Here is a 13,621-nt window from a genome sequence, read left to right as displayed (position 1 = left end):
GCCGGGCGGGGCACCCCGCCCCGCCCGGCACCCCGAACACCCCGAACACCCCGAACACCCCGAACACCCCGAACACCCCGAACACCCCGAACACCCCACGGACAGACCCGTACGACCGCCTCTCTGGCATGGAGCCCACGCACATGGTGAACGAGGACAAGCTTCGCGACTACCTCAAGCGGGCGACCGCCGATCTGCGCCAGGCCCGCAGGCGGTTGCGCGAGGTGGAGGAGCAGAACCAGGAACCCGTCGCGATCGTCGCGATGAGCTGCCGCTACCCGGGCGGCGTCCGCAGCCCCGAGGACCTGTGGCGGCTCGTCGCCGACGGTGACGACGCCGTCTCCGGGTTCCCCGTCGACCGGGGCTGGGACGTGGAGTCGCTCTACGACGCCGACCCCGACAGCGCCGGATCCAGCTACGTCAGCGAGGGCGGCTTCCTCTACGACGCCGCCCGCTTCGACCCCGCCCCCTTCGGCATCTCCCCGCGCGAGGCCCTGGCCATGGACCCGCACCAGCGGCTCCTGCTGGAGACCTCCTGGGAGGCGTTCGAGCGGGCCGGCATCGACCCGACGTCCCTGCGCGGCAGCCGGACGGCCGTCTTCGCCGGCGTCATGTACCACGACTACACCGCCCGCCTCGACTCCGTCCCCGAAGGCGTCGAGGGCTTCCTCGGCACCGGCAGCTCCGGCAGCATCGCCTCCGGCCGCGTCGCGTACACCTTCGGCCTCGAAGGCCCCGCCGTCACCGTCGACACGGCCTGCTCGTCCTCCCTGGTCACCCTGCACCTCGCGGTGCAGGCCCTGCGGGCGGGGGAGTGCACCATGGCCCTCGCCGGCGGGGTCACCGTGATGGCGACCCCGGCCACCTTCACCGAGTTCAGCCGCCAGCGCGGCCTGGCCGCCGACGGCCGCTGCAAGCCCTTCGCGGCCGCCGCCGACGGCACCGGCTGGGGCGAGGGCGTCGGCATGCTGCTCGTGGAGCGGCTGTCGGACGCGCAGCGCAACGGACACCCGGTGCTGGCCGTGATCCGCGGCTCCGCGATCAACCAGGACGGCGCGAGCAACGGCCTGACGGCCCCCAACGGGCCCTCGCAGCAGCGCGTCATCCACCAGGCGCTCACCAACGCCCGCCTCACCACCGCCGAGGTGGACGTCGTGGAGGCGCACGGCACGGGTACGACCCTGGGCGACCCGATTGAGGCGCAGGCCGTGCTCGCGACGTACGGGCAGGACCGGCCGGCGGACCGGCCGCTGCTGCTCGGCTCCATCAAATCCAACATCGGTCACACCCAGGCCGCGGCCGGTGTCGCGAGCATCATCAAGATGGTCGAGGCGATGCGGCACGGCGTCGTCCCCAAGACCCTCCACCTCGACGAGCCGACCCCGCACGTGGACTGGGAGGCGGGCGCCGTCTCCTTGATCGGCGAGAGCGTCCCCTGGCCGCGGACCGGTGCCCCGCGTCGTGCGGGTGTGTCGTCGTTCGGGTTCAGCGGGACGAACGCGCATGTGATCGTGGAGCAGGCGCCGGAGGCGGACGCGGATACGGCTGAGTCCGTTGAGCCGGATGTTCGTTCTGGGATGCCGGTGGTGCCGTGGGTGCTGTCGGGCAAGAGCGCGGGGGCGTTGCGGGCGCAGGCGGAGCGGCTGTCCGGCTGGCTGGCGGGTGTGCCGGGTGTGGATCCGCTGGATGTGGGCTGGTCGTTGGCGGCGACGCGTGCGGGGCTGGATCACCGGGCCGTCGTTCTCGGCGATCACGCTGCCGGTGTGGCTGCGGTTGCGTCGGGTTCGCTGGCCGCTGGTGTGGTGACCGGGTCCGTGGTCGGTGGCAAGACCGCCTTCGTGTTCCCGGGTCAGGGCTCGCAGTGGGTGGGCATGGCGGCGGGGCTGCTCGACGCCTCGCCCGAGTTCGCCGCGCGGGTGGATGAGTGTGCGAAGGCGCTGGAGCCCTTCACCGACTGGTCGTTGGTGGATGTGCTCCGGGGTGCCGATGGCGTGCCCTCGCTCGACCGGGTGGATGTCGTGCAGCCGGCTCTGTTCGCGGTGATGGTGTCGTTGGCTGAGGTGTGGCGTTCGGCGGGTGTGCGTCCGGGTGCGGTGATCGGGCATTCGCAGGGTGAGATCGCGGCCGCCTGCGTCGCCGGGATCTTGTCCCTGGAGGACGCGGCTCGTGTCGTGGCTTTGCGGAGTCAGGCGATCGGGCGGGTGCTGGCCGGCTTGGGCGGCATGGTGTCCGTGCCGCTGCCCGCTGCCGAGGTACGTGAGCGGATCGCGCCGTGGGGTGAGGAGCGGATTTCCGTCGCTGCCGTCAACGGCCCGTCTTCCGTGGTCGTCTCCGGCGAGGTCCAGGCCCTGGAGGAGCTCCTCGCCTCGTGTGAGGCGGACGGGGTTCGTGCCAAGCGGATCGCGGTGGACTACGCCTCGCATTCGGCGCAGGTGGAGCTGCTCCGTGAGGAGCTCGACACCCTTCTCGCCCCGATCGTTCCGCAGGCGGCGGAGGTTCCGTTCCTGTCCACGGTCACCGGCGAATGGGTCAGCGGCACCGAGCTGGATGCCGGTTACTGGTTCCGCAACCTGCGTCAGACAGTCGAGCTGGAGCAGGCGACCCGCACGCTCCTGGAGCAGGGCTTCGGTGTGTTCATCGAGTCGAGTCCGCACCCGGTGCTGACCGTCGGCATGCAGGAGACCGTCGAGGACGCGGGCCGCGAGGCTGCGATCCTGGGCTCCCTGCGCCGCAACGAGGGCGGTCTGGAGCGTTTCTGGCTCTCCTTGGGTGAGGCCTACGTCCGCGGCGTGACGGTCGACTGGGACGCGGTCTTCGCCGGCACCGGCGCCCAGCGCGTCGACCTGCCCACCTACGCCTTCCAGCAGGAGCACTTCTGGCTCGAAAGCGGTACCGCCCCGGACGCCGGCCCCGCCGTGTCCCCGGCCGACACCGCCGACGCCCACTTCTGGGAGGCCGTCGAGCGCCAGGACGTGGCCGCCCTCACCGCCGAGCTGGCCATCGACGGGGACGAGACGCTCACCGCTCTCCTGCCCGCGCTGTCCTCCTGGCGGCGCCGTCGGCAGGAGCGCTCCACGGTCGACGGCTGGCGCTACCGGATCACCTGGAAGCCGGCTCCCGAGCCCGCCGCCACCCGTCTCACCGGCACTTGGCTCGTCGCGGTCCCGGAGGCCGGTGAGGGAGCCGACGCCGTCGTGCGCGCGCTCGCCGAACACGGGGCCGATGTACGGCAGATCGCGGTCCCCCGTACCCACGACGCCCGTGCCGAGCTGGTCGAGCGGATCCGTGAGGCACTCGCCGACGGCCCCGCCGTGGCGGGCGTGCTGTCCCTCCTGACCCCCGCCGGGGCCGAAGCGGAGCCGATCGGCTCCGCCGCGCCCGCCGGGGTGATCGCCACCCTCGCGCTCGTCCAGGCCCTCGGTGACGCCGACGTTGCCGCTCCGCTCTGGTGCGTCACCCGTGGCGCGGTGTCCGTGGGCCGTTCCGAGCAGCAGGCCGATCCCGCGCAGGCCCCGATCTGGGGACTCGGCCGCGTCACGGCCCTGGAACACGGCGAGCGTTGGGGCGGTCTGATCGACCTGCCCGCGCAGACCGACGCCCGGACGCTCGGACGACTCGTCGGCGTGCTTGCCGGGGACGCCGCCGAGGACCAGGTGGCCGTGCGGTCCTCGGGGCTCTTCGTGCGACGTCTCGTGCGGGCCCGGCTGGCCGAAACCCCGCCGGTGCGCGAGTGGCGTCCGGCCGGGACGACGCTGGTCACCGGTGGTACGGGCGCCCTGGGTGCGCACGTGGCCCGCTGGCTGGCGGAGAACGGCGCCGAGCACCTGATCCTGACCAGCCGCCGCGGGGCCGAGGCGCCCGGCGCGGACGGGCTGCGCGAGGAACTGACGGCCCTGGGCGCCGAGGTCACGCTCGCCGCCTGCGACGTCAGCGACCGCGACGCCCTCGCCGCCCTCCTGGCCTCCGTCCCCGCCGACCGGCCGCTGACCGCCGTCGTACACACCGCCGCCGTCCTCGACGACGGAGTGATCGAGGCGCTCACGCCCGAGCAGGTCGAGCGCGTCCTGCGGGTCAAGGTGGACGCCACGCTGCACCTGCACGAGCTGACCCGCGACCTCGACCTGTCCGCGTTCGTCCTCTTCTCCTCCTTCGCCGCCACCTTCGGCGCCCCCGGCCAGGGCAACTACGCGCCGGGCAACGCGTTCCTCGACGCCTTCGCCGAGTACCGGCGCGCCGCCGGGCTGCCCGCCACCTCCCTCGCCTGGGGCCCCTGGGGCGACGGAGGCATGGCCGAAGGCGCCGTCGGCGACCGGATGCGCCGCCACGGCGTCATCGAGATGGCTCCCGAGCGGGCCGTCAGCGCACTCCAGCACGCGCTGGACCGTGACGAGACCACGCTGACCGTTGCCGACATGGAGTGGAAGCGCTTCGTCCTGGCCTTCACCTCCGGCCGCGCCCGGCCGCTGCTGCACGACCTGCCCGAGGCGCGGCAGGCCATGGAGCACGCCCGTACCGACGCGGCCGAGGACACCGGCAGCGCCGCCGTCCTCACCCGGCAGCTCGCCGGGCAGCCCGAGGCCGAGCAGGAACGGCTGCTGCTGGAGCTGGTCCGTACCGCCGTCGCCGCCGTCCTCGGCTACGCCGGGCCCGACGCCGTCGAGGCCGGCCGGGCGTTCAAGGAGCTGGGCTTCGACTCCCTCACCTCCGTTGAGCTGCGCAACCGCCTGAACGCCGCCGCCGGCCTCAAGCTGCCGCCCACCCTCGTCTTCGACTACCCGACGCCCACCGTCCTCGCCCGCCACCTGCGGGCAGAGCTCGCCGGGCAGGGCGCGGTCGGCGCCACGCTCGTACCGACTGCCTCCGCCTCCGCGTCCGACGCCGAGCCGATCGCCGTCGTCGCGATGAGCTGCCGCTTCCCCGGCGGCGTCCGCAGCCCCGAGGAACTGTGGCAGCTGCTCGCCTCCGGCGGCGACGCCCTCTCGCAGTTCCCGGCCGACCGGGGCTGGGACGTCGAGGCGCTGTACGACCCCGACCCCAACGCGCAGGGCACCTCCTACACCCGCGAGGGCGGCTTCCTCTCCGACGCGGCCGCCTTCGACCCGGCGTTCTTCGGGATCTCCCCGCGCGAGGCCCTGGCCATGGACCCGCAGCAGCGGCTGCTGCTGGAGACCTCGTGGGAGGTCTTCGAGCGGGCCGGCATCGACCCGGACACCCTCCGCGGCAGCCAGTCCGGCGTGTTCGTCGGGACCAACGGCTCCGACTACTCCCACCTCGTACGGGGTGCGGCCGACGGCCTCGAAGGACACCTGGCCACCGGCAGCGCGGGCAGCGTCGTCTCCGGCCGGCTCTCGTACACCTTCGGCCTGGAGGGCCCGGCGGTCACCGTCGACACGGCCTGCTCGGCATCGCTCGTGGCCCTGCACCTCGCGGTGCAGGCGCTGCGGAGCGGCGAGTGCTCCATGGCCCTGGCCGGCGGTGTGACGGTCATGTCCACGCCTGGCACCTTCATCGAGTTCAGCCGCCAGCGAGGCCTGTCCACCGACGGCCGCTGCAAGGCGTTCTCCGCCGACGCGGACGGCTTCAGCCCGGCCGAGGGCGTCGGCATGCTGCTCGTGGAGCGGCTGTCGGACGCGCGGCGCCACGGGCACCCCGTGCTGGCCGTGGTCCGGGGTACGGCCATCAACCAGGACGGCGCGAGCAACGGCCTGACGGCTCCGAACGGCCCCTCCCAGCAGCGCGTCATCCGCCAGGCCCTGGCCAACGCCCGCCTGACGACGGCCGAGGTGGACGTCGTGGAGGCGCACGGCACGGGTACGACCCTGGGCGACCCGATCGAGGCGCAGGCCCTGCTGGCCACGTACGGGCAGGACCGGCCGGCCGATCAGCCGCTGCTGCTCGGCTCGATCAAGTCCAACATCGGTCACGCGCAGGCCGCCGCCGGCGTGGCCGGTGTGATGAAGATGGTGCTGGCCATGCAGCACGGCATGCTGCCGCAGAGCATCCACATCGCCCAGCCCACCCCGCACGTGGACTGGAGCGCGGGCGAGGTGGCCCTGCTGACCGAACAGCGGGCCTGGCCCGAGACCGGGGGCCGCCCCTGGCGAGCGGGAGTGTCGTCGTTCGGGTTCAGCGGGACCAACGCCCATGCCATCATCGAGCAGGCCCCGGCGGAACAGGGGTCCGACGAACAGGCGACCCCTGCGTCGTCGACCCCCCCCCCTACTGACCGCGACCACCCCGGACGACACCGGTTCCGACCGACGGACCCCGCTGCCCTGGCCGCTGACGGCCAAGACCGAGAAGGCGCTGCGCGGCCAGGCGGAGCGACTGCTGAACCACCTCGCCACCCGTCCTGACCTGCGACGCGTCGACGTCGGCCACTCCCTGGCCACGACCCGCACGGCACACGACCGGCGCGCGGTACTGATCGGCCGGGACCCCGAGGAACAGCTCGTGGGCCTGGCCGCCCTGGCCGCCGGAGGCACCGCACCCCTGCTCGTCCAGGGGTCGGTCATCGGGGGCAAGAGCGCGTTCGTGTTCCCCGGACAGGGGTCGCAATGGGTGGGCATGGCGGAGGCGCTGTTGGACGCTTCACCCGTGTTTGCTGCCCGGGTGGATGAGTGTGCGAAGGCGCTGGAGCCCTTCACCGACTGGTCGTTGGTGGATGTGCTCCGGGGTGCCGATGGCGTGCCCTCGCTCGACCGGGTGGATGTCGTGCAGCCGGCTCTGTTCGCGGTGATGGTGTCGTTGGCTGAGGTGTGGCGTTCGGCGGGTGTGCGTCCGGGTGCGGTGATCGGGCATTCGCAGGGTGAGATCGCGGCCGCCTGCGTCGCCGGGATCTTGTCCCTGGAGGACGCGGCTCGTGTCGTGGCTTTGCGGAGTCAGGCGATCGGGCGGGTGCTGGCCGGCTTGGGCGGCATGGTGTCCGTGCCGCTGCCCGCTGCCGAGGTACGTGAGCGGATCGCGCCGTGGGGTGAGGAGCGGATTTCCGTCGCCGCGGTCAACGGCCCGTCTTCCGTGGTCGTCTCCGGCGAGGTCCAGGCCCTGGAGGAGCTCCTCGCCTCGTGTGAGGCGGACGGGGTTCGTGCCAAGCGGATCGCGGTGGACTACGCCTCGCACTCCGCGCAGGTCGAACTGCTGCGGGACGAGCTGGCCGAACTCCTCGCCCCGATCGTTCCGCAGGCGGCGGAGGTTCCGTTCCTGTCCACGGTCACCGGTGAGTGGGTGCAGGGGCCGGAGCTGGATGCCGGTTACTGGTTCCGCAACCTGCGTCAGACAGTCGAGCTGGAGCAGGCGACCCGCACGCTCCTGGAGCAGGGCTTCGGTGTGTTCATCGAGTCGAGTCCGCACCCGGTGCTGACGGTCGGGATGCAGGAGACCGTCGAGGACGCGGGCCGCGAGGCCGCGATCCTGGGTTCCCTGCGCCGCAACGAGGGTGGTCTGGAGCGTTTCTGGCTCTCCTTGGGCGAGGCCTACGTCCGCGGCGTGACGGTCGACTGGGACGCGGTCTTCGCCGGCACCGGCGCCCGGCGCGTGGACCTGCCGACCTACGCTTTCCAGTCGCAGCGGTTCTGGCCGGAGGCCGCGGCGGTCGAAGCGGGTGAGCTGACGGGCGAGAGCGTGATCGACGCCCGGTTCTGGGACGCCGTCGAGCGCGAGGACCTCGCCGCGCTCACCGCCGAACTGCGGATCGAGGGCGACCAGCCCCTGACCGCCCTGCTCCCCGCGCTGTCCTCGTGGCGGCGGCAGAGCCGTGAGCAGTCCACCGTCGACGGCTGGCGCTACCGGGTCACTTGGAAGGCCCTGACCGAAGCCACCAGCGCCCGGCTCTCCGGCACCTGGCTGGTCGTCGTGCCCGAGGCGGTCTCCGGAGCGGCCGGTGACGCGGCCGCCGCTGTTCTCCGTACGCTCACCGACCGGGGCGCGGAGGTCCGTACCGTCACCGTGGCCGCCGACGCGGCCGGCCGGGACGCGCTGACCGCCGTCCTGAAGGCCGCCACGGAGGGGGCCCCCGCCCCCGCCGGGGTGCTCTCCCTCCTCGCCCTCGGCGACGACGGGGCCGCGCTGCGCGCCCACGCCGGGCTCCTCGGCACCGCCGTGCTCGTCCAGGCCCTCGGGGACGCCGACGTCGCCGCGCCCCTGTGGTGCGTCACCCGCGGCGCCGTGTCAGTCTCCCGCTCCGAGCGGCTCCAGGATCCGGCGCAGGCCCTGCTGTGGGGCTTCGGCCGCACCGCCGCGCTGGAGTTCCCCGACCGCTGGGGCGGTCTGCTCGACCTGCCCGCGCAGGCCGACGACCGCACGCTCGAACGGCTCGTGGGAGTCCTGGCCGGTGACGGCTCCGAGGACCAGGTGGCGCTCCGCGCCTCCGGGCTGTTCGGCCGGCGTCTGGTCCACGCCCCGCTCGCCGACGCGCCGACCGCGCCCGAGTGGCGTCCGGCCGGGACGACGCTGGTCACCGGTGGTACGGGCGCCCTGGGTGCGCACGTGGCCCGCTGGCTGGCGGAGAACGGCGCCGAGCACCTGATCCTGACCAGCCGTCGCGGGGCCGAGGCGCCCGGCGCGGACGGGCTGCGCGAGGAACTGGCCGCGCTGGGCGCCGAGGTCACGCTCGCCGCCTGTGACGTCAGCGACCGCGACGCCCTCGCCGCCCTCCTGGCCTCCGTCCCCGCCGACCGGCCGCTGACCGCCGTCGTACACACCGCCGGCGTCCTCGACGACGGCGTCATCGACGGGCTGACCCCCGAGCGGTTCGCGACCGTGCTCGCCCCCAAGGCGGACGCGGCGCTCACCCTCCACGAGCTGACCCGCGACCTCGGTCTGTCCGCGTTCGTGCTCTTCTCCGGAGTCGCCGGCACCCTCGGCGACGCCGGACAGGGCAACTACGCGGCCGCCAACTCCTACCTGGACGCCCTCGCCGAGCAGCGGCACGCCGACGGCCTGCCCGCCACCTCGGTGGCCTGGGGCCGGTGGGGTGACAGCGGACTGGCCGCGGGCGGCGCCATCGGAGAGCGGCTCGACCGCGGCGGCGTGCCCGCCATGGCGCCGCGCGCCGCGATCCGGGCGCTCCAGCAGGCCCTCGACCACGCCGAGCCGGCCGTCGCCGTCGCCGACATCCAGTGGGAGCGGTTCACGCCGGGCTACACCGCGGTGCGGCCCAGCCCGTTCCTCGCGGACCTGCCCGAGGTGCGGCGGCTCGCGCAGGCCGCGTCGGCCGCCGGTGAAGCGGGCGGCCCGGCCGGGGAGGGTTCCCCGGCCGAGGCGCTGCGCCGACGGCTGTCGGTGATGGCGCAGGCCGAACAGGCCCTGGCCGTACTGGAACTGGTCCGCTCCCACGCGGCGACCGCGCTCGGGCACCCCACCACCGACGAGGTCGGCGCGGGCCGCGCGTTCAAGGAGCTCGGCTTCGACTCCCTGATCGCGCTGGAGCTCCGCAACCGCCTGAACGCGGCCACCGGGCTGAAGCTCCCGGCGACGCTGGTCTTCGACCACCCGACCCCCGCGGTCCTGGCCGAGTTCCTGCGCGCCGAGATCGTCCAGGACGGCAGCACCGCGGCCGCCCCCGGCATCGCGGAACTCGAAAAGCTCGAATCGGCGCTGTCCGTCCTCGATCCGGACGGGGAGACGCGGGCCGACATCGCCTCGCGCCTGCAGGCCCTCCTCGCGAAATGGGGTGAACCGCAAGCCCCTTCGAGCGGCGGGGCCGTGGCCGAGAAGCTCCAGGAAGCCACGACCGACGAGCTCTTCGACTTCATCGAGAACGAGCTCGGTATCTAGCAGCACAGCGGACAGCAGGCAGTAGCAGCGCAAGGGTTTGTGACGAACATGGGTGAGGTTCCAATGGCGGATCAGGTAGCGGATCAGGACAAGATCATCGGCTACTTGAAGCGGGTGACGGCCGATCTGCACCAGACACGGCAGCGCCTGCGCGAGGTCGAGGCCCAGGAGCCGGAGCCGATCGCCATCGTCGGCATGGCCTGCAGGTTCCCCGGCGGCATCCAGTCGCCGGAGGACCTGTGGGGCCTCGTCGCGGGAGGCCGGGACGCCATCACCGACTTCCCCACCGACCGCGGCTGGGACATCGAGTCCCTGTACGACGCGGACCCCGACCAGCGGGGCACCTCGTACACCCGCGAGGGTGGATTCCTCGACGGGGTCGGCGAGTTCGACGCCGCGTTCTTCGGGATCAGCCCGCGCGAGACCCTCGGCATGGACCCGCAGCAGCGACTGCTGCTCGAAACGTCCTGGGAGACCTTCGAGCGCGCCGGCATCGACCCGGCGACGCTGCGCGGCAGCAAGGCCGGCGTGTTCATCGGCACCAACGGCCAGGACTACCCCGACCTGCTCCGCGACGGCGTCCCCCAGGGCGTCGAGCAGTACCTCCTCACCGGGAACGCGGCCAGCGTCGTCTCCGGCCGCCTCTCCTACACCTTCGGCCTCGAAGGCCCCGCCGTCACCATCGACACCGCCTGCTCGTCCTCGCTCGTCGCCCTCCACCTCGCGGTGCAGGCGCTGCGGGGCGGCGAGTGCTCGCTGGCGCTCGCGGGCGGTGTCACGGTCATGTCCAGCCCGCGCGCCTTCGTGCAGTTCAGCCGGCAGCGCGGGCTCGCCCCCGACGGCCGGTGCAAGCCGTTCGCCGACGGCGCCGACGGCACCGGCTGGGGCGAGGGCGTCGGAATGCTCCTCGTCGAGAAGCTCTCCGACGCCCGCCGCCTCGGCCACCCCGTACTCGCCGTGGTCCGCGGCTCCGCGATCAACCAGGACGGCGCGAGCAACGGCCTGACGGCCCCCAACGGGCCGTCGCAGCAGCGCGTCATCCGCCAGGCGCTCACCAACGCCGGGCTCACCCCGGCGCAGGTCGACGTCATCGAGGCGCACGGCACCGGCACCACCCTCGGCGACCCCATCGAGGCCCAGGCCATCCTGGCCACCTACGGCCAGAACCGGCCCGAGGGCCGACCGCTGTGGCTGGGCTCCATCAAGTCCAACATCGGGCACACCCAGGCCGCTGCCGGTGTCGCGGGCATCATCAAGATGGTCGAGGCGATACGGCACGGCGTCCTGCCCGAGTCGCTCCACATCGACCAGCCGTCCAGCGCCGTCGACTGGAGTACCGGCGACGTCGAACTGCTCACCCGGGCCGTGCCGTGGCCCGAGACCGGCCAGCCGCGCCGCGCCGGCATCTCCTCCTTCGGCGTCAGCGGCACCAACGCCCACACCGTCATCGAGCAGGCCCCGCCCGCCGACGCACCCGGCGCGGACGCGAAGACCGACGGCACGGGCGCCACCGACAGCGCTGACGCCGCGGTGGACGCGGAAGGTGCCACCGGGCCCGTGCCGCTGCTGGTCTCCGGCCAGGGCGACGACGCCCTGCGCGCCCAGGCCGCCCGCCTCGCCGCCCACCTGCGGGCCCACCCCGCACTCGCGGCGGACCCCGCCGCCCTGACCGACCTCGGCTTCTCCCTCGCCACCAGCCGCTCCGCCCTCGACCGCCGGGCCGTCCTCTTCGCCGCCGACCGCGAGCAGCTGCTGGCCGACCTCGACGCGCTCGCCGCCGGCGAGCAGCCCGCGACCGCCGTCCTCGGCGCCGCCGGCGACGGCAACACCGCCTTCCTCTTCACCGGCCAGGGCAGCCAGCGCGCCGGCATGGGCCGCGAGCTGTACGCCACCCACCCCGGCTTCGCCCGCGCCCTCGACGCGGTCCGCGACGAACTCGACCGGCACCTCGAACGCCCCCTGTACGAGGTGCTGTTCGCCGCCGAAGACACCCCCGAGGCGGCGCTGCTCGACGCGACCGCCTACACCCAGGCCGCCCTGTTCGCCGTCGAGGTCGCCCTCTACCGCCAGCTCGAACAGTGGGGCGTCACCGCCGACTTCCTCATCGGGCACTCCATCGGCGAACTCGCCGCCGCCCACGTCTCCGGCGTCCTCACCCTCCCCGACGCGGCCGCCCTCGTGGCCGCCCGCGGCCGCCTCATGCAGGCCCTGCCCGCCGGCGGCTCGATGATCGCCGTCGAGGCCACCGAGGACGAGGTCACCCCGCTCCTCACCGACCGGGTGTCCATCGCCGCCGTCAACGGCCCCCGCTCCGTGGTCGTCTCCGGCCACGAGGACGCCGCCGAGGAGATCGCCGAGGCCCTGCGCGCCCGCGGCCGGCGCACCAAGCGGCTCACCGTCAGCCACGCCTTCCACTCGCCGCTCATGGACGGCATGCTCGACGCGTTCCGGGAAGCCGCCGAAGCCGTCTCCTACGCGCCGCCCGTCATCCCGATCGTCTCGAACCTCACCGGCGCCTCCGTCACCGCCGAGGAGATCTGCACCGCCGACTACTGGGTCCGCCACGTCCGCGAGGCCGTCCGCTTCCACGACGGGGTACGCGGCCTGGCCGCGCTCGGCGTCACCACCTTCGTCGAGGTCGGCCCCGGCGGAGTCCTCACCGCCCTCGCACAGGACTGCCTCACCGGCGAGAACGACCGGGACGACGCCGTCTTCGTCCCCGCCCTGCGCGCCGACCGCCCCGAACCGGCCGCGTTCGCCGCCGCCGTCGCCCAGGCCCACGCGCACGGCGTCCGGGCCGACTGGTCCGCCGTCTTCGCCGGGCGCGGTGCCACCCGCGTCGACCTGCCCACGTACGCCTTCCAGCGGGGCCACTACTGGCCCGAACAGCCCACCGCCTGGACCGGCGACGTCACCGCCGCCGGCATCGGCTCCGCCGACCACCCGCTCCTCGGCGCCGCCATCGCCCTGGCCGACGGCGACGGCTACCTCTTCACCGGCCGGCTCTCCCTGGCCACCCACCCCTGGCTCGCCGACCACACGGTCATGGACACCGTGCTGCTGCCCGGCACCGCCTTCGTGGAACTCGCCCTCCAGGCCGGCGAGCACACCGGCTGCGAACTCCTCGACGAGCTCACCCTCCAGGCCCCCCTCGCCCTGCCCCCGCACGGCGGCGTCCAGATCCAGCTCGCCGTCGGCGCCCCCGACACCGACGGACGGCGCTCGCTGACCCTGCACTCCCGGCCCGAGGACGCCGCCGACGACACCTGGGGCGAAGGCGCCTGGACCCGGCACGCCACCGGCTTCCTCACCCCCGCCGGCGCCCGCCCCGCGCCGCGCGCCGGCGCCGACCTCACGACCTGGCCGCCGCAGGACGCCACCGCCGTCCCCGTCGAGGGCCTCTACGAGCACCTCACCGCCTCCGGCTTCGCCTACGGACCCGTCTTCCAGGGCCTGACCGCCGCCTGGCAGCGCGCCGACGAGGTCTTCGCCGAGGTCCGCCTGCCCGAGCAGGCGCACGCCGAGGCCGCCCTTTTCGGCCTGCACCCCGCCCTGCTGGACGCCGCCCTGCACGCCGTCGGCATGGGCTCCCTGCTGGAGGACACCGAGCACGGCAGGCTGCCGTTCTCCTGGAGCGGCGTCAGCCTCCGCGCCGTCGGCGCCCGCGCCCTGCGCGTCCGCCTCGCGCCCGCCGGCCAGGACACCGTCTCCGTGGACCTCGCCGACGAGTCCGGCGCGCCCGTCGCCTCCGTCGACGCGCTGCTGCTGCGCCCCGTCACCCCCGACCAGGTACGGGCGGCCCGCACCGCCTTCCACGACTCGCTGTTCCGCGTCGAGTGGAGCCCGC

At 74.0% G+C, this 13,621-nt stretch carries 3 protein-coding genes; all 3 read left to right on the top strand.

Annotated features, from left to right (window positions below; all coding sequences use genetic code 11):
* Positions 1-143 precede the first annotated feature (143 nt).
* Positions 144-6,356 (top strand): type I polyketide synthase, encoded by a 6,213-nt coding sequence (locus OG982_RS30735; RefSeq protein WP_266950245.1) that lies wholly within the window; start codon positions 144-146, stop codon positions 6,354-6,356.
* Between the two features lie 211 nt (positions 6,357-6,567).
* Positions 6,568-9,774: an SDR family NAD(P)-dependent oxidoreductase gene (locus OG982_RS30730; RefSeq protein WP_266950248.1), complete on the top strand. Its 3,207-nt coding sequence runs from the start codon at positions 6,568-6,570 to the stop codon at positions 9,772-9,774.
* A gap of 63 nt (positions 9,775-9,837) precedes the next feature.
* Positions 9,838-13,621, top strand: a 3,784-nt coding sequence (locus OG982_RS30725; RefSeq protein WP_266950244.1) for a type I polyketide synthase, incomplete at its 3' end; no start/stop codon positions are given.

It is taken from the genome of Streptomyces sp. NBC_01551 (genome assembly GCF_026339935.1).
In the GTDB taxonomy this organism is placed as follows: domain Bacteria; phylum Actinomycetota; class Actinomycetes; order Streptomycetales; family Streptomycetaceae; genus Streptomyces.
The sequence above is the reverse complement of the archived record's forward strand: the minus strand, read 5'-3'. Positions and strand labels throughout refer to the sequence as shown.